The sequence below is a fragment of the Mesorhizobium sp. Pch-S genome (assembly GCF_004136315.1).
Classification (GTDB): domain Bacteria; phylum Pseudomonadota; class Alphaproteobacteria; order Rhizobiales; family Rhizobiaceae; genus Mesorhizobium.
On sequence record NZ_CP029562.1, the window covers coordinates 2,060,993 to 2,078,111 of the forward strand.

General features: G+C 62.4%; 14 protein-coding genes. 7 read left to right on the forward strand and 7 right to left on the reverse strand.

The annotated features are described in order from the left end of the window. Positions 1-94: 94 nt before the first annotated feature. The 5 genes from C1M53_RS09390 to C1M53_RS09405 all read right to left on the reverse strand — a co-directional run bounded on the left by C1M53_RS09390 (position 95) and on the right by C1M53_RS09405 (position 3,634). Positions 95-1,255 carry an ABC transporter substrate-binding protein gene (locus C1M53_RS09390; protein WP_129412006.1) on the reverse strand — a complete coding sequence of 387 codons (1,161 nt, stop codon included), beginning with the start codon at positions 1,253-1,255 and terminating at the stop codon, positions 95-97. A gap of 210 nt (positions 1,256-1,465) precedes the next feature. Further along, complete coding sequence (locus tag C1M53_RS09395) at positions 1,466-2,377, reverse strand: LysR substrate-binding domain-containing protein (protein WP_129412007.1); 912 nt, start codon at positions 2,375-2,377, stop codon at positions 1,466-1,468. Between the two features lie 41 nt (positions 2,378-2,418). Then, positions 2,419-2,763, reverse strand: a complete 345-nt coding sequence (locus tag C1M53_RS32065) for a VTT domain-containing protein (RefSeq protein WP_348630050.1) — start codon at positions 2,761-2,763, stop codon at positions 2,419-2,421. Further along, positions 2,697-3,035 carry a hypothetical protein gene (locus C1M53_RS32070; protein WP_245488503.1) on the reverse strand — a complete coding sequence of 113 codons (339 nt, stop codon included), beginning with the start codon at positions 3,033-3,035 and terminating at the stop codon, positions 2,697-2,699. The genes C1M53_RS32065 and C1M53_RS32070 overlap by 67 nt, the downstream gene beginning before the upstream one ends. Then, on the reverse strand, positions 3,032-3,634 hold the full coding sequence (locus tag C1M53_RS09405; RefSeq protein WP_129412008.1) for an rRNA adenine N-6-methyltransferase family protein: 603 nt from the start codon (positions 3,632-3,634) through the stop codon (positions 3,032-3,034). The genes C1M53_RS32070 and C1M53_RS09405 overlap by 4 nt, the downstream gene beginning before the upstream one ends. Positions 3,635-3,837: 203 nt before the next feature. On the opposite strand from C1M53_RS09405, the gene C1M53_RS09410 reads away from it, so the two are divergent. Both C1M53_RS09410 and C1M53_RS09415 read left to right on the forward strand, forming a co-directional pair. Continuing rightward, positions 3,838-4,512 carry a response regulator transcription factor gene (locus C1M53_RS09410; RefSeq protein WP_129412009.1) on the forward strand — a complete coding sequence of 225 codons (675 nt, stop codon included), beginning with the start codon at positions 3,838-3,840 and terminating at the stop codon, positions 4,510-4,512. Then, the gene (locus C1M53_RS09415) at positions 4,509-5,909 is read left to right on the forward strand and encodes a HAMP domain-containing sensor histidine kinase (protein WP_129412010.1); all 1,401 of its coding nucleotides are present in this window, start codon (positions 4,509-4,511) and stop codon (positions 5,907-5,909) included. Before C1M53_RS09410 ends, C1M53_RS09415 begins: the two co-directional genes overlap by 4 nt. A gap of 106 nt (positions 5,910-6,015) precedes the next feature. Here C1M53_RS09415 and C1M53_RS09420 read toward each other — a convergent pair whose 3' ends face one another. Further along, complete coding sequence (locus C1M53_RS09420) at positions 6,016-6,579, reverse strand: TetR family transcriptional regulator (protein ID WP_129412011.1); 564 nt, start codon at positions 6,577-6,579, stop codon at positions 6,016-6,018. Positions 6,580-6,781: 202 nt separating this feature from the next. Here C1M53_RS09420 and C1M53_RS09425 point away from each other — a divergent pair, with 202 nt between their 5' ends. The 4 genes from C1M53_RS09425 (at position 6,782) to secD (ending at position 14,318) form a co-directional block, all read left to right on the forward strand. Next, positions 6,782-8,017, forward strand: coding sequence for an efflux RND transporter periplasmic adaptor subunit (locus tag C1M53_RS09425; protein WP_129412012.1), 1,236 nt, complete (start codon positions 6,782-6,784; stop codon positions 8,015-8,017). Continuing rightward, positions 8,014-11,103 carry an efflux RND transporter permease subunit gene (locus C1M53_RS09430; RefSeq protein WP_129412013.1) on the forward strand — a complete coding sequence of 1,030 codons (3,090 nt, stop codon included), beginning with the start codon at positions 8,014-8,016 and terminating at the stop codon, positions 11,101-11,103. Before C1M53_RS09425 ends, C1M53_RS09430 begins: the two co-directional genes overlap by 4 nt. An 86-nt stretch (positions 11,104-11,189) precedes the next feature. Next, positions 11,190-11,654 (forward strand): hypothetical protein, encoded by a 465-nt coding sequence (locus C1M53_RS09435; protein WP_129412014.1) that lies wholly within the window; start codon positions 11,190-11,192, stop codon positions 11,652-11,654. 111 nt (positions 11,655-11,765) lie between these two features. Next, on the forward strand, positions 11,766-14,318 hold the full coding sequence (gene secD, locus C1M53_RS09440) for a protein translocase subunit SecD (RefSeq protein WP_129412015.1): 2,553 nt from the start codon (positions 11,766-11,768) through the stop codon (positions 14,316-14,318). 116 nt (positions 14,319-14,434) lie between these two features. Here the strand turns inward: secD and C1M53_RS09445 are convergent, their stop codons facing one another. Then, a complete protein-coding gene (locus C1M53_RS09445; protein WP_129412016.1) occupies positions 14,435-14,911 on the reverse strand; it encodes a VOC family protein in 477 nt (158 codons plus the stop codon). Between the two features lie 283 nt (positions 14,912-15,194). Between C1M53_RS09445 and ilvD the strand changes: the two genes are divergently transcribed. Beyond that, complete coding sequence (gene ilvD, locus C1M53_RS09450; RefSeq protein WP_129412017.1) at positions 15,195-17,030, forward strand: dihydroxy-acid dehydratase; 1,836 nt, start codon at positions 15,195-15,197, stop codon at positions 17,028-17,030. Positions 17,031-17,119 lie beyond the last annotated feature (89 nt).

Here is a 17,119-nt window from a genome sequence, read left to right on the forward strand (position 1 = left end):
CTGCGCCGAAGGGCGGGTGAAAGCTCAGGTCCGCGCGGCTCCCGACCCGCCCCTCAGGGGCGACCCTCCCCTGTTACGGGGAGGGGATGGGAGGTCAACGCCCGCCGATGACACCGATGTAGTCGGAGACCCAGCGATAATAGGGTACGCACTGGTCGTTCTGGCTGGCGCATTTCGAAGTCGGGGTGCGCCAGAACTTGATCTTCTCGAACTGGTCGAAACCGTTGGTCTTGCAGCCTTCGTCAGTCAGCAGTTCGTTGCCCTTGCAGGCGGCCGGCACGACGGGAAGCGAACCGAACCAGGCCGAGACATCGCCCTGCACCTTCGGCGACAGCGAATGCTCGAGCCACATATAGGCGCAGTTCGGATTGGCGGCGTCGGCCTCCATCATGGTGGTGTCGGCCCAGCCGGTGGCACCCTCTTCCGGAATGGTCGATGCGACGGGCTGCTTGGCGGCAACCAGCGTGTTCACCTGGAACGGCCATGAACCCGATGCGACGACGCCTTCGTTGCGGAAGTCGTCAACCTGGATCGCCGCGTCATGCCAGTAGCGGCCGACCAGGGTGCGCTGCACGCGCAGCAGGTCGAGTGCCGCCTTGTACTGGTCCTCGCTCAATTCGTACGGGCTCTTGATGCCGAGGTCCGGCTTGTGCGCCATCAGGTAGTTGGCGGCGTCGGCGATATGGATGGGGCCGTCATAAGCCTGGACGCGGCCCTTGTTGGACTTGCCGTCCGAGAGCGTCTGTTCCTCGAAGACGACGTTCCAGCTCTTCGGCGCTTCCTTGAAGACGTTGGTGTTGTACATCAGCACGTTCGGACCCCATTGATAGGGCACGCCGTAGTGCTTGCCGTCGACCGTGAACCAGGGCGCATCCTTGATGCGGTCGTCGACCGTCTTCCAGCTCGGGATGAGGTCGGTGTTGATGGGCTGCACGCGTTTGCCGGCAACGAGACGCAGCGAGGCGTCGCCGGAGGCGGTGACAAGATCGAAACCGCCCTCGTTCATCAGCGAAACCATTTCGTCGGAGGTGTTGGCAGTCTTGACGTTGACCTTGCAGCCCGACTTCTTCTCGAAGTCCGAGACCCAGTCATAGGCCTTGTCGGTTTCGCCACGTTCGATGTAGCCCGGCCAGGCGATGATGTTGAGCTGGCCTTCGCCCTTGCCTACTTCCTTCAAGGCTTCCTGCGCCACGGCCTGACCGGCGAAGGTCAGCGCGATCGTCAGGGCAGTGCATGATTTGAGGAAAGAATTCATCGTCGTCTCCCATCTCAGGGGCCGCGCTCTGACGGCGGCTTCGCTCCCTGAAATGAAAGGTGTCGTGAAAACGCAGCTTTCGCAAATTCATTTATCAGAAAGGCGGTATCGGTTTTTCCGATAGCTTTCTGCTATGTCGATGATCTTTCTCCGAAACGACCGCAGCTTCGTGCTTCCCCGCCGCATCGGTTCGGGATCATGCCTAGGTCACTATTGCCGCTGCCGGATGGTGCGCTGCGACTGAGCGATGCCGATGAAGTCGCGTGCCGGCTGCGCCAGGCCCGAGCCGCGACGCCAGACCATGCCGACCTGCACGACCGGCAGCGAGCCGGAAACGTCCCGCGATTCAATGCGATCGCCTTCCAGCGACCACGGGCGATAGATCAGGTCCGGCAGCAGGGCCACGCCGGCGCCTGTGGCGACGAGGCTGCGCACCGCCTCCACCGAACGGGTGCGGAAAGCGACGTGCGGCCTGGCGCCGATCGCGGCCAGCAGCTTGCCGGTGTTCTCCTCGATCTCGTCGATGGTCAGCATGATCAGCGGTTCGCTGACGATGTCGCCGACGCCGATGATGTCGGCACCGGTCAGTCGATGGCCGAGCGGCATCCACAAACGATAGGCCGAGACCTCCAGGATTTCCGATTGCAGCGCGTTGCGGTCACGCAGGTTCGAGATCACCATGACCGCGACGTCGAGCTTCCCGCCTACCAGCAGGTGCTCTAGATAATCGCCGTTGTCCTCGATCGCCGATATCTCGACATTGGGATAGGCGCGGCGGTAGCGCGCCAGGATGTCGGACAGGACATAGCCGGCAACCAGCGAGGTGACACCGAGTTGCAACCGTCCCTTCGTCTGCTCCTGTCCGCCGAGGAAGGTGCGGCGCGCATCCGACACATCCGACAGGATCTTGGTGGCGTGGCGCAGGAAATGGTGTCCCTTGTGGGTGATGTTGAGCCCGCGCGAGTGGCGCTCGAACAGCTCGACGCCAAGGTCGCTCTCCAGCTCCTTGACCGCTTCGGTAACGGAGGACTGCGAAATGGACAGTTTCTGTGCGGCTCGCGAAACCGAGCCCTGGTCCGCAACGGCGACGAAGAACTGAAGCTGCCTGAGGGTGAATGCCATGCCGCCGATATAAACACCGGCACGGGCAGGAAGCAAAGCGGTCAGCCGCCGGCCAGTTCCGCACGGCGACGGCGTATCGACCGATAGCGCAGGGCGAGGAAGAATGTCGCTTCCACCAGAACGACGATGGCGATGATGCGGAAACCGATGGAAACCGGGTTGTGGTCGGTGCCGCGCATCACATAGCCGATGAGCAGGAATGCCGAATTCCAGATCGTCGCGCCGAGCAGCGTGGCCGAGGCAAAAGCCAGGATGGGCAGCCGCAACGCACCAGCGCCGATGCCGAGATAGTTGCGCACGGTAGGAATGAGCTGCGCCATCAGCGAAGCGGCAAAGGCCTTGCGGCGATAAGCTTCAGCCAGCTTGCGATAGGTCGAAAGCGGCAGGAAGACATATTTGCCGAAACGCTTGACGAGCGTTTCCGCGCGCGCTTCGCCAAGCCGGCGGCCATCGCGTACCAGAACAGGGAGCCCAGGGTGGACCCTGCAACAGTGATCAACAAAAGCAGCTCCAGCCGATCCAGACCCGGCGCCGCCGTCATGCCGAGGAACAGCAGGACGATGTGTGACGGCGGCGCCGGAAAGATCTTCTCGACGGACGCGATACAGAACACGCCGAGAAGTCCGGAACCCAGAATGGCCGACAGCGGTCCGGTCACGACGCGTAGCGCCAGTCGTACGACTTGACGATCGGGATGCGGCTGATGCGATAGACCGTCGCCGGCGGGAAGTTCCGCAGCGTGTGACCGACGCGGGTCGCCTTCAGGTCGAGCTGGTCGAGCATGCTCTGGTCGATGGGACAACGCAGCCCGACGGTGAACTGATAAAGCGAGGCGCCCGGGCGCAGATTGGCGAACACGCCTTCCAGGATCAGCCGCGTGCGGCGCGGCGAGATCAGCCGGAACGGCAGCCCGCTGACGGCCGCACCCACCACCGGTCCATTGTACAGCGCCAGATGGCGCAGGCCCGTCGCGTCCATTTCGAAGATACGCGCCGAGGGAAACCGCTTGGTGAGCATGGCCGCGAAATCACTGTCGGCCTCGACCAGCGTCAGGTCTTGTTCGCGAACGCCGCGCTCGATCAGGGCCCGCGTGAAGGGACCGGTGCCGGGTCCGAGTTCCAGCACCTGACCGGTATCCGGCCCGATCTCGCGGGTCATCAGCGTCGCCAGGGTCGAGCTCGAAGGTGCGACTGACCCAACCCTGAATGGTGCCGCCGCCCAGGCCATCAGAAATGAGAAAGCGTCATTGGTGTGCATATCATCCTCGATCCGAAATCGAACTGCCGGCGAATCGAACGCCAGCCGATGCAGCGCTGTTTGCTGCCGTTGGATTGCATAAACATTGCGGAAAATGGCGATCCGGGACGAAAAACGCGTGTCGGTCCTCACATTGTTTTGCCATGTTTACGCAATCTTGAAGTCGTAGCCCGCCATGACGGACTTCATGACAAGAGACGACAATGCGTATCCTTCTGGTCGAGGACGAACAGGAAATGGCTTCGGCGCTGCGCGTGGCGCTCAAACGCCACGACATGGTGGCAGACCACGCCGCCTCGCTTCTCGAAGCCGAAGATTTCGTGGCAACCGACAGCTATGACGCGATCCTGCTCGACCGCCAGCTGCCGGATGGCGACGGGCTTTCCCTGGTGAGCAAGCTGCGTGCCGGCGGCAGCGCCACGCCCGTGCTTGTCCTGACGGCGCGCGGCGACACCGCCGACAAGGTCGATGGATTGAATGTCGGCGCCGACGACTATCTGGCCAAACCCTTCGCCTTCGAAGAGCTTATGGCGAGACTGCGCGCGCTGCTGCGCAGGCCGGCGACGGTGCATTCGCAGGTCATCCGCGCAGGCGATCTCGCCTTCGATGTCGGCCATCGCGAGGCCAGCATCCGCGGCGAACCGCTGGCGCTGCCGAGGCGCGAGCTGCTGGTGCTGGAAGCATTGATGCGGCGCATGGGCCGCATGGTGCAGCGCGAATCGCTGATGGAAGCGGTGTTCGGCCTCGACGACGAGATCCAGTCCAACGCCCTCGATACACATGTCTCGCGCCTGCGCCGCAAGCTGGCCGAAGCCGGTGTCGGCGTGACGATCAATGGTGTACGCGGTGTCGGTTACCTCTTGCGCGAAACGTCATGATCTTCCGTAGACCACGCCGACCCCGCTCGCTGAAATGGAGCCTGGTGCTGCGCATAGCGGTGCTGCAGGGCATCCTGATCACCCTGCTCGTACCACTGCTGATCGCCGCGCTCATCTGGTTCGGTGTCGCCAGCATGAACGACTATGAAGGCGGCACCGCCGACGTGATCAAGGACGCGCTGACCAGGGACGCCGGCGGCAAGCTGGCGCTCAAGCCGTCGCGCGAACTCGATGAACTGCGCCGAACCGAAAAGGGCCTCTGGTATGTCGTGCGCGACAAGCAGGGCAACATGCTGAAGGAAGGCACGATCCCGCCGGCGCTGGCGCCTTTCGAGAACCAGCTCGACAACATCAGCGAGGCACGGTTTTCCTGGACCATGGGCAAGGTCGACCGGCCTGCCGGCATCGTGATGTGGGAAGACAACACCGGGGCGGGAACGGTGCAGATCCTGGCCGGCACCGAAGGCAAGCTGTCGTGGGGCCGGATGGGATTTGCGGCGTGGGACTTCTTCCTGGTCGTCATCCTGCCGGTGGCCGGCGTCATGGCGCTGGCAACGCTGTTCGTCACGCCATGGGTGGTGCGCGGGGCGCTGCGCGGCCTGGGCGCAGCTGCCAGCGAGGCCGGCCAGATCGATATCGACAAACGCGGCGTACAACTGCCGCTCAAGGGCGTGCCGATGGAAGTGACGCCGCTGGTCAATGCCGTGAACGAGGCCCTGGTGCGGCTGGACAATGGTTACGAGCGCCACCGCCGCTTCCTCACCGATGCCGCACATGAGTTGCGCACGCCGGTGGCCATCCTGAACACCCGCGTCGCCTCGCTGCCGCCGACGCCGGAGCGCGCCCGCGTGCTGCGCGATGCCGCGCGGCTTTCCACGCTGACCGACCAGCTGCTCGACCTGCAGCGGCTCGGACGCCAGGTCGACAGCCTGGCAAAGGTCGATCTCGTCGAGATCGCCCGCAGCGTCGTCCTCGACATGGCACCGATCGCGTTCTCCTCAGGCTACGAGATGGCCTTCGAGCCCGCGGTCGAGAAACTGGCCGCCACGGGTGATCGCGCTTCGATCGAACGCGCGGTGACCAGCCTTGTCCAGAACGCCATCGAACACGGCGGCAATCGCGGCAGGATCACCATCAGCGTCGTCAGGCCGGCAACCATCGAAATCCTCGACGAAGGGGAAGGCGTGCCCGAAGACGAGCGCAAGAAGATCTTCCAGCCCTTCTACCGCCTGCGTCCGCACGACCACGGCGCAGGGCTGGGCCTCAATCTGGTGCAGGAGATCATGCAGTTGCATGGCGGGCGCATCGAAGTGCTCGACGGAAGCCCGGGCGCGCTGTTCAGGATCAGTTTTCCGACACGCCCTAAAAAGGAGGAGGCGCCCCGCAAGGGCTGCTGATCCGAGCAATTCCCAGGAAAAGTGCGTAGCGGTTTTCCGTCCGGACTTGCGTCAAAACAAAAAGTTAGAGCGTTTCCGCGTTTTCCGAAAGAAACCGGAAAACGCTCTACGCGACAGCGGGAACCGGAGCCAGGTTGCCCTTGGCAACCGACAGCAGCGAGGACACCAGCGACTCGCGTTCCTGTTCCGACAGGACCTGGAAGTCGAACAGGCTGGCGCTGCGCATGCCTTCGACCGCGAAATAGGTGAGCAACAGCGCCTTGAAATCGGGCGTTTCCGCCTTCAACCGGTCGAACAGCTCGCGCTGGAAGATGCGGATGGGCGCCAGGAAGTCGGGATTTTCGGCGATCGCCGAAAATATCCATGCGGAAGGGGGCTGATCCTCCTCGAACTTCTTGGCCGAGAGCTTCACATAAGCGGCCAGAAGGTTGCCCTGGGCGCAATCGCGCCTGGCCGTCTCCAGCGCTTCCTGGAACTCCTGCAGATGATGCTCGACCAAAGCCTGCATCAGCTTGGCCTTGCTTGGAAAATTGTAGAGCAGGCCACCCTTGGAGACACCGGCACGTTGAGCGACCGCATCCAGCGACAGATTGCCCGGGCCCGACTCGCGGGCGACGTCGGCCGCCGCAGCCAGGATCTTTTCGCGGGAATTCGCTCTTGGTTTCTTCATCTCTGTCGCCCATAGGACACAGTTGTGTCCTTATTCTGGAATTCGCCGAGGCGAAGTTCGAAAACATGACACTAGGCGCAATTGACAAGACCGTCCAGACGGTACAGTAAAGCGTCGAAAAACGTGAAGGCCGGGGTTTCGCAAAATGCGCACCCGGCTATTTTGATTCGATTGTCATTGCCACGCGCGTTCGAGGGATCCCATGATCAAGCGCTTCATCATCCGTTTCATCCTGCTTGTCCTCGTGGCCGTGGTGGCCGGCGGCATCATCTGGTTCAACTTCTTCCGCGACAAGATGATCGCCGGGTTCTTCGCCAACATGCCGGCCAATGTGCTGACGGTCTCGGCCAAGAAGATCGAGCCGACCACCTGGACGCCCGGCATCGAAGCCATCGGCACCGTCGGCGCCTCGATGGGTGTCGACCTGACGATGGAAACGTCAGGCGTGGTCAAGGAGATCCTGTTCAAGGCCAACGACAAGGTCGAGAACGGCCAGCTCCTGGTGCGCCTGGACGATGCCGTCGAACAGGCCGACCTTATCGCGGCCAAGACCAAGGCAACGCTCGACCAGCAGGCGCTCGCGCGCGCCCAGGCGCTGCGCAAGACCGGTGTCGGCACCGAAGCCGCGCTGGACACCGCCAATGCCAATGCCGAGACCTCGATCGCGCAGGTTGCCAAGGCACAGGCCCAGGCGGATCTCAAGCTGCTCAAGGCACCCTTCGGCGGCATCGCCGGCATTCCGAAGATCGAACTCGGCCAGTATGTCGCGCCCGGCAACGCCATCGTCACCCTGCAGGACATGGACACGATGCGTGTCGACTTCACCGTTCCCGAGCAGCAGCTTGAGAAGCTGAAGGCAGGCCAGCCCGTTTCGTTCGGCCCGACTTCGGAAGACATGTCGTTCAAGGGTGTGGTCACCGGCATCGATCCCAAGATCGACCCGAGCAGCCGCCTGGTTTCGGTGCGTGCCCGCATCGACAATCCGGAAGGACGCCTGAGCCCCGGCCAGTTCGTGCAGGTTCGCGTCGAGCTGCCTAAGGAAGACAATGTCATCACCGTGCCGCAGACGGCGCTGACCACCAGCCTCTACGGCGACTATGTCTACACCGTCGTTCCGGCCAAGCCGAAGGAAGGCGCGGCAACGCCCGCTGACAAGGCTGCCGAAGCCAAGCCGGCCGAAGGCGCCAAGCCAGCCGAAGGCGCTGCAGCAGCAGAGCAGAAGCCGGCTGGCAACGAAGGCCCGCAGCTTGCCGTCGACCAGGTCTTCGTCAAGATCGGCCGGCGCTTCGGCGGCGTCGCCGAGATCATCGAAGGCGTCAAGGCCGGCGACGAGGTCGTCACCGCCGGCCAGAACCGGTTGAGCAACGGTGCCCTGGTCAAGATCGACAACACGGTCGACCCCAGCAAGCCGGCAGAGCAGAAGGCTTCCGCCCAATGAGTTTCTCTGACCTTTTCATCAAGCGGCCCGTCCTGTCGACGGTGCTCGGCGCCATGATCCTGCTCGTGGGTATCCAGGGCATCTTCAACCTGGCCATCCGCCAGTATCCGAAGGTCGAGGAAACCGCGATCACGGTGACGACCGCCTATCCAGGCGCCAGCGCCGACCTGATCCAGGGCTTCATTTCGGCCCCGATCGCACGCGCCGTCGCCTCGACGGAAAACATCGACTACGTCAAGTCTTCCAGTGCGCCTTCCGCGAGCACCGTGACCGTGCAGATGAAGCTCGGCTCCAATCCGGACGTCGCACTCGCAGAAGTCCTGTCCAAGGTGCAGGGCGTGCGTGGCGACCTGCCTTCGGAAGCCAAGGACCCGGTGATCGTCAAGGGCACCGGCGACTCGTTCGCGATGATGTACATCTCGATGCAGAATCCGAACATGACGAAGGAGCAGCTGACCGAATACATCGACCGTGTTGTGCGTCCGCGCATCACCACGGTCGAAGGTGTCGCCGACGTCAAGATCTTCGGCGCCCAGCAATATTCGATGCGCGTGTGGATCGATCCGATCAGGCTCGCATCGCGCGGCGTCACCGCCGCGGAAGTCGTGCAGGCGATCAACAATTCGAACTTCCTGTCCGCTCCGGGCAAGACCGAGAACGAATATGTGATCTCGTCGATCACCGTGCGTTCGACCCTGCAGACGCCCGAAGCCTTTTCGGCCCTGCCGATCCGTTCGGTCAACGGCAATGTCGTGCGCCTGCGTGACGTGGCGCGTGTCGAGCTGGGTGCGGAAAACACCGATACCCGCGTGACCTTCAATGGCAAGCCCGGCACCTTCCTGGCCATCTTCCCGACACCGGCAGCCAACCCGCTGACGACCGCCTCGGCCGTCCAGAAGCTGGTGCCGGTGATCCAGGAGACGTTGCCGAAAGGCATGACGATCCAGGTCGTCTACGACTCGACGGAACAGATCAGCGCCTCGATCGAGGAAGTGTTCAAGACCATCGGCGAGGCCGTGGCCATCGTCGTCGTCGTCATCCTGCTGTTCCTGGGCTCGTTCCGGTCGGTGCTGATGCCGATCATCACGATCCCGCTGTCGCTGATCGGCGTCTGCTTCATCCTCTATTTCATGGGCTACTCGATCAACCTGCTGTCGCTGCTCGCCATGGTCTTGGCGATCGGCCTGGTGGTCGACGACGCGATCGTGGTCGTGGAGAATATCCACCGCCACATCGAAGAGGGCATGACGCCGATGCAGGGCGCCTTTGCCGGCATGCGTGAAATCTTCTCCGCCGTCGTGGCGATGACGATCACGCTGGCGGCGGTGTTTGCGCCGCTCGCCTTCACCGGCGGCCTGACCGGCTCGCTGTTCCGCGAATTCGCGGTGACGCTGGCGGGCGCGGTGGTCATCTCCGGCATCATCGCCGTGACGATCACCCCGATGATGTCGGCGCGTCTTCTCAAGGCCGGCTCGCACAGCCGGTTCCAGAGGATCGTGGATGGCACCTTCACGCGTATCGAAAACGTCTATGAGCGGCTGGTCCAGGCGTCGCTCGGCGCGCGCTGGGTGACGCTGCTGATCGTCATCACACTGGTCGCAGTGACAGGCTTCATGTTCACCAAGACCTCGAGCGAACTGGCGCCGGAAGAAGATCAGGGCTTCCTGCTCTCCATCGTCACCGGCCCGCAATACGCGACATCGGACTATACCGAGGCCTACGTCAACCAGATGCTGGGCCTGGTGCAGGATATCCCGGAAACCCGCGCCCTGTTCTCGGCAGTCGCCTTCGGCGGCGCCACCAACGGTGCCTTCGTCGGCTTCGCCTTCAAGGACTGGGCCGACCGTATTCGTTCGTCGAAGGAAATTCAGGCCGACATCACCGAACGTCTGAAGAAGGTCGCCGGCGTGGAGGCTTTCGTCTTCGCACCGCCGACGCTGCCGGGTTCCGGCGGCGGCCTGCCTGTCGGCCTGGTCGTGCGTTCGACCGGCGAAGCCTCGAAGGTGTTCGAGGTGGCCGAGGAGATCAAGCAGAAGGCGCAGGCTTCCGGCCGCTTCATCGTCGTGCAGAACTCGATGTCGTACAACGCGCCGCAGACCACGATCACCATCGATCGTGATCGTGCCGCGGCGCTCAACATCCCGATCAGCGACATCGGCCGCACGCTGACGCTGCTGGTCGGCGGCAACGAAGTGGCCAAATTCGACCGCGACTCCAACGCCTACAAGATCATGCCGCAGGTGCCGATGGTCTATCGCGACAATCCCGAAAAGCTCGGCGAGTACTTCGTGCGCAGCGTGACGGGCCAGATGGTGCCGCTGACCTCCGTGGTGAAGATCACGACCGACGCATCGCCTGCAGCGATCGAGCAGTTCAACCAGTTGAACTCCTCGACGATCACCGCACTGCCGATGCCCGGCGTGACCACCGGCGACAGCCTGCAGACGATCGAAACGATCGCACGCCAGGTCATGCCGGACGGTTTCTTCATCGACTACACCGGCCAGTCGCGACAGGAAAAGGAACAGGGCAACACGATCATCATCGCCTTCATCGCTGCGATCATCGTGATCTACCTGGTTCTGGCGGCACAGTTCGAGAGCTTCCGCGACCCGCTCATCATCATGATGTCGGTGCCGCTGTCGATCTTCGGTGCCATCCTGCCGCTCAACCTGATCAACGGCGGCATCGCCGGCGCAACGCTCAACATCTACACGCAGGTAGGACTGATCACACTGATCGGTCTGATCACCAAGCACGGCATCCTGCTGGTGGAATTCGCCAACCAGCAGCGTGAGGAACACGGCCTGTCGATCCGCGAGGCAATCGTCGCCTCGGCCAAGGTTCGCCTGCGCCCGATCCTGATGACCACCGCCGCCATGGCGCTGGGCGTCGTGCCGCTGATCGTCGCCCAGGGCGCCGGTGCCGCAGCGCGCTTCTCGATGGGTCTGGTGATCTTCACCGGCATCCTGGTGGGCACCTGCTTCACGCTGTTCGTGGTGCCGATGTTCTACACGTTCCTGGCGCATCGCGGCCACGCACCGGCCGAGAAGCAAGGCACGACAGCACCGGTGCCCGCGGAATAAGCGGCAGCCGACAAGCGACAAAAAAAGGGCGCCGGAGCAATCCGGCGCCCTTTCATCATGTTTTGCTTTTTTGAAAAAAGCAGGCGATGTTCGATCAAGGAAACAATCGCGAGAGCATGACGTACACCAGCAAAAGATCCGTAGTGCGCCAGGATCGCGGCTTCATACCCGCGACAACGCTGGTCATGTTGCTTGTCTTCCTGCTCGGCTGCCTTCCGTCATCCCTCGTTTCGGATCGAACAAATCGGGACGATGTTCATCCTGCGACCCAGACAGCCGTCGCAAAAAGCGATGTGCTGCCGAGGCAATCTTCGACAAACGGACGCTTCGCAAAAGGCGAGCACAGCTTTCCGGGCCTGAATTTCGAGGGCCGCGCGACAAAAGCGAAGCCGACGCTTGCGGATAACCACAATCCGGGTGGTTTCGCGCCTTGGCATTATTATTGGACCCCTGCGAGCCTCGTTCTGGCGTGGGGTGCCTTCCAGCTCGATAATTCCTCCGAGCAGGAACAGCAGAGCGGTTTCCGCAGCAGAGCCCCTCCGTCGGCCTGATTTCCTGAGATCGAGCAGACCGGCGATGCGTTTGCCGGGTCCCTATTATCGCGCGAAACGTTCTGCCTATCCGGCTGAAGCGTGCGCCATTTCATTCGAAGTGGAAATGCTATGCATTCCTCAAAATGGGCCGTCGCGTCATGTGCCCTGATCATCATCTTTGGCATCCTGGCATCCATCCCCAATATTCTCACGCCAGCAGCCCTGGAGAAATACGGGCGCTTCTTGCCAGCCAATCCGGTGACGCTTGGGCTGGATCTCAAAGGCGGATCCCATCTGGTTTTGAAAGTCGACGCAGCGGCGCTGCAGAAGGCACGGCTGAATGTGCTGTTGAACGACGTGCGCACAATCCTGCGCAAGGCCGGGCAACCGGTCTCTGCGGCGCGGCTTGCCGGGAGTAACCTGACGGTTGCACTGCCCGACCGGACCGCGGTCGACAAGGTCCTGCCGGAAATCCGCGGCCTTGCGGCACCCGCCGGTGTGTTTGGCTTCGGACCAGGGCAAAGCGACATCGACGTCTCCGACTCGGGAACAACGATCACGGTAAGCTTGACGCCCGCGGGTATTTCCGACCGCTTGACCGCTGCGGTCGATCAAAGCCTCGAGGTCATCCGTCGCCGCGTCGACCAGGTCGGTGTTGCGGAACCCTTGATCCAGCGGGTGGAGGGCGATCGCATTCTTGTCCAGTTGCCGGGCCTGCAGGATCCGACGCGCCTGCGCCAGCTTCTCGGCTCGACCGCGCAGATGAGCTTCCACATGCTGGACGCGAGCGTCGACCCCAACGGGGTCGCGCCACGTGGCGTCAGCATCCTGCCGGGCGCGGACGACGGCAGGAAATATCCGGTTGAGGACAGGGTCGCCCTCTCGGGAGACAGGCTCGCCGACGCAAAGGCCGGTTTCGATCAAAGGACGAACGCACCTATCGTCTCGTTCAGCTTCGATGCCGCCGGCGCACGGCAATTCGCAGATATAACGCGTTCCAATGTGGGGCGGCCATTCGCAATCGTTCTCGACGGCAAGGTGCTGACTGCGCCGGTCATCGAAGAACCGATACTGGGCGGCCAGGGCATGATACGCGGGAACTTTTCCGTCGAGGAGGCCTCGGTCCTTTCCGCACTACTGCGCTCCGGCGCTCTGCCGGCGCCGCTCACCATCATCGAGGAGCGCACCGTCGGTCCGAATCTCGGGTCGGATTCGATACGCATGGGACTTTACACGGGGCTCGCCGGCCTTGCCGCAGTCGTGTTGCTGATGCAGGTACTTTACGGTTCATGGGGCCTGATCGCCAATCTCGGCCTCGTGCTGCACACGGTGCTGACAATCGGCACGCTCGGTCTGCTCGGTTCGACACTCACCTTGCCGGGTATCGCCGGTATCATTCTCGGCATCGGGATGGCGGTCGACGCAAATATCCTTATCAACGCCCGAATCCGCGAAGAGACGGCGACCGGCGCAGGCGCCATGAAAGCGCTCGATGTTGGGTTCAACAAGGCCTATGCCACCATCGTCGATGGCAATATGACGACCATGGTAGGCATGCTGCTGCTCTTCATGTTCGGTTCGGGGCCGGTACGTGGTTTCGCCATCACCATGATCATCGGCCTTGCGATCTCGATGTTCACCTCGATCACCTTTGTGCGTTACCTGATGCGCGAGGCCGTGATCCGCCGCAAGATGAAACGGATCGATATCCATTCGATCTTCGGCAAGGTCTGGAGCATTCCGAGTTTTTCCTTCATGCGCGGTCGCTACATCGCGATCGCCATGTCGGCTTTCATCTCAGTCAGTTCGGTCGTCCTGTTCTTCACGCCAGGCCTCAACTACGGCATCGACTTCGTGGGCGGCATACAAGTGGTTGCCGACTCGAAGAATCCGATCGATCTCGCCGTCGTACGAAGCAAAATGGAGGGCTTGAATCTCGGTGAGGTCGCGCTGCAGGAATTCGGACAAGGCAGCACCATTCTGATCCGCGTTCAGCGGCAATCGGGCGGCGAAGAGGCGCAGACCGCAGCCCTTCAGCTTATCCGCGACGGCGTGGAAGAGATCATTCCGGACGCAACCTTCGAACGCTCCGAAGTGGTCGGTCCGACAGTCAGCGCTGAACTTGCCCGTTCCGGCTTTCTCGCTGTCGGCCTCGGCATGCTGGCGATCCTTTTTTACATCTGGTGGCGCTTCGAATGGCACTTTGCGGTAGGCGCCATCGCTACGCTGATCCTCGATATCACCAAAATGGTCGGCTTCTTCGCGCTGATGCAGATCGACTTCAACCTCACCGCCATTGCCGCCTTGCTGACGCTGATCGGCTACTCGGTCAACGACAAGGTGGTGGTTTATGACCGCATGCGCGAGAATCTGCGCAAGTACCGGTCGATGCCGTTCTCGGACCTTATCGACCTGTCGATCAACCAGGTGATCATGCGATGCATCTTCACATCGGTTGCCGTAGCGGCTTCCCTCTTGCCAATGGCGATCTGGGGCGGCGACACGGTCAAGCCATTCGCCTGGCCGATGCTTTTCGGCGTGATCGTCGCGACGACCTCATCGATCTATATCGGCGGCCCGATCCTTCTGTTCCTCAGCCGCTGGTGGAAGGAGCGCGAGGATGGCCGAGGCGAAACACCCGCAGGAGCGCTGGATAGCTCCGGAGCCATAGAAAACAAGTGAGCCGAAGCGGCGTGGAGAATGAGCCGTTTGGGTGATGCCCCAGCGGCTCAATTCGCTGTCCCGAAACTGCTCGAGCAACAAGACCACCGGGTCAAGTATACCCAATTGCCCGGCCACTACCCCCGGGCGGCGGCTTCGAGTGCCGCGATATCGATCTTCACCATCTTCATCATGGCCTGCATGACGCGACCGGCCTTGGCCTGGTCCTTGTCCTTCAGCAGCCTGGGCAGGATGTCCGGCACCACCTGCCAGGAAATGCCGAACCGGTCCTTCAGCCAGCCGCACTGCACTTCCTTGCCACCATCGGCGGTCAGTCCGTTCCAGAAATGGTCGACCTCTTCCTGGTTCTTGCAGTCGATGCTGAGCGAGATGGCATCGTTGAAGCTTGCATGAGGGCCGCCATTGAGCGCCTGGAAGCGCATGCCGTCCAGTTCGAAGTCGGCGACGAGCAGGCTGCCCTCCGGACCATGGCCGTCCTTGCCCCAGCGCGTTTCGCTGACGATCTTCGAATTCCTGAAGATGGACGAATAGAATTTGATCGCATCTTCAGCGTCGTTGTTCTCGAACCAGAGGCAAGCGGTGATCTTCTGCATCTTCTTCTCCTGAGAGGTCCCGTTTCGGCTATTTTGCGGCGGCTCCAGGAACGACACGAGGGTCGAAAACAGGCTACCGTCACAGCAAGGACGGCCTCGACCGCGTCGATCCGACAGGCGCCTGAAACTTTTCTGCAGAGGACGAGTTGACGGGGTCGCGCGTCCGTGAAGCCGGTTTTGTCGCAAAACCGTGGCCAGACTGGCTCATGGCGTATATAACGCCAGCTTCCTATCTACATCTATCGCACAGGAACGTGCCCTAAAGGCATCAAGGACAGTACCCATGCCAGCCTATCGCTCCCGAACCACCACTCATGGCCGCAACATGGCCGGCGCCCGCGGCTTGTGGCGCGCCACCGGCATGAAGGACTCGGATTTCGGCAAGCCGATTATCGCGGTGGTGAACTCCTTCACCCAGTTCGTGCCCGGCCACGTGCATCTCAAGGACCTCGGCCAGCTGGTGGCACGCGAAATCGAAGCGGCCGGCGGCGTCGCCAAGGAGTTCAACACGATCGCCGTCGACGACGGTATCGCGATGGGCCATGACGGCATGCTCTATTCGCTGCCGAGCCGCGAACTCATTGCCGACTCGGTCGAATACATGGTCAACGCGCATTGCGCCGACGCCATGGTCTGCATCTCCAACTGCGACAAGATCACGCCCGGCATGCTGATGGCGGCGATGCGCCTCAACATCCCGGCCGTCTTCGTCTCCGGTGGGCCAATGGAAGCCGGCAAGGTCGTCTGGAAGGACAAGGTGACCGCCGTCGACCTGGTCGATGCCATGGTGGCCGCTGCCGACGACAAGGTTTCCGACGAGGAAGTCAATGTCATCGAGCGCTCGGCTTGCCCGACCTGTGGCTCGTGCTCGGGCATGTTCACCGCCAATTCGATGAACTGCCTGACCGAAGCGCTCGGCCTGTCCCTACCGGGAAACGGCTCGACGCTCGCCACCCATGCCGACCGCAAGCGGCTGTTCGTGGAGGCAGGCCATCTCGTCGTCGACCTCGCCCAGCGCTACTACGAGCAGGAGGACGAAAGCGTTCTGCCCCGCAACATCGCCTCAAAGCCGGCTTTCGAGAATGCGATGGCACTCGACGTCGCCATGGGCGGCTCGACCAACACCGTGCTGCACATCCTCGCTGCCGCATTGGAAGGAGGCATCGATTTTACCATGGATGACATCGACCGGCTGTCGCGCAAGGTGCCGGTGCTTTCCAAGGTCGCGCCCGCCAAGTCCGACGTGCACATGGAAGACGTGCACCGTGCCGGCGGCATCATGGCCATCCTCGGCCAGCTCGACAAAGCCGGGCTGATCAACCGCAACCAGCCGACCGTGCATACCGAAACCATCGGCGAAGCGCTGGATCGCTGGGACATTTCCCGCACGACCGCCGAAAACGTGCGCAAATTCTACATGGCCGCGCCCGGCGGCGTGCCGACCCAGGTCGCCTTCAGCCAGGACCGCCGCTGGGACGAGCTCGATCTCGACCGCGAAAAGGGTGTCATCCGCTCGGCTGAACACGCTTTTTCGAAGGATGGCGGCCTTGCCGTGCTGAAGGGCAACATCGCGCTCGACGGCTGCGTGGTGAAAACCGCCGGCGTCGACGAGTCGATCCTGAAGTTCACCGGCCCGGCCAAGGTCTATGAGAGCCAGGACGCCGCGGTGAAAGCCATCCTCGGCAACGAGGTGCAGGCCGGCGACGTGGTGGTGATCCGCTACGAGGGCCCGAAGGGCGGTCCCGGCATGCAGGAGATGCTCTATCCGACCAGCTACCTGAAGTCGAAAGGGCTCGGCAAGGCCTGCGCCTTGCTGACCGACGGCCGCTTCTCCGGCGGCACATCGGGCCTGTCGATCGGCCACGCCTCGCCGGAAGCGGCGACCGGCGGTGCCATCGGCCTGGTGCGCGAGGGCGACCAGATCGCCATCGACATCCCCGGCCGTACTATCAATCTCCTGGTCAGCGACGAGGAACTGGCGGCACGCCGCAAGGAGCAGGACGCCAAGGGCTGGCAGCCCGCCGAGAAGCGCAAGCGCAATGTGACGCCGGCGCTGCGCGCCTACGCAGCCTTCGCGCTCAGCGCCGACAAGGGTGCGGTCCGCCACGTTCCGGAATAAGCGCCCTCAACAGGGTTTCCGGGCGATGGGATCGCCCGGAATTACTTCAGCAATTCCAAGAGTAGAGCGATCCGCGTTTCCGTGAAAAG

Coding starts and splice junctions, on each gene's coding strand:
- C1M53_RS09410 (WP_129412009.1), top strand. CDS start 3,838: ATGCGTATCCTTCTGGTCGAGGACGAACAGGAAATGGCTTCGGCGCTG.
- C1M53_RS09430 (WP_129412013.1), top strand. CDS start 8,014: ATGAGTTTCTCTGACCTTTTCATCAAGCGGCCCGTCCTGTCGACGGTG.
- C1M53_RS09415 (WP_129412010.1), top strand. CDS start 4,509: ATGATCTTCCGTAGACCACGCCGACCCCGCTCGCTGAAATGGAGCCTG.
- ilvD (WP_129412017.1), top strand. CDS start 15,195: ATGCCAGCCTATCGCTCCCGAACCACCACTCATGGCCGCAACATGGCC.
- C1M53_RS09445 (WP_129412016.1), bottom strand. CDS start 14,911: ATGCAGAAGATCACCGCTTGCCTCTGGTTCGAGAACAACGACGCTGAA.
- C1M53_RS09425 (WP_129412012.1), top strand. CDS start 6,782: ATGATCAAGCGCTTCATCATCCGTTTCATCCTGCTTGTCCTCGTGGCC.
- secD (WP_129412015.1), top strand. CDS start 11,766: ATGCATTCCTCAAAATGGGCCGTCGCGTCATGTGCCCTGATCATCATC.
- C1M53_RS09390 (WP_129412006.1), bottom strand. CDS start 1,255: ATGAATTCTTTCCTCAAATCATGCACTGCCCTGACGATCGCGCTGACC.
- C1M53_RS09420 (WP_129412011.1), bottom strand. CDS start 6,579: ATGAAGAAACCAAGAGCGAATTCCCGCGAAAAGATCCTGGCTGCGGCG.
- C1M53_RS09405 (WP_129412008.1), bottom strand. CDS start 3,634: ATGCACACCAATGACGCTTTCTCATTTCTGATGGCCTGGGCGGCGGCA.
- C1M53_RS09435 (WP_129412014.1), top strand. CDS start 11,190: ATGTTCGATCAAGGAAACAATCGCGAGAGCATGACGTACACCAGCAAA.
- C1M53_RS09395 (WP_129412007.1), bottom strand. CDS start 2,377: ATGGCATTCACCCTCAGGCAGCTTCAGTTCTTCGTCGCCGTTGCGGAC.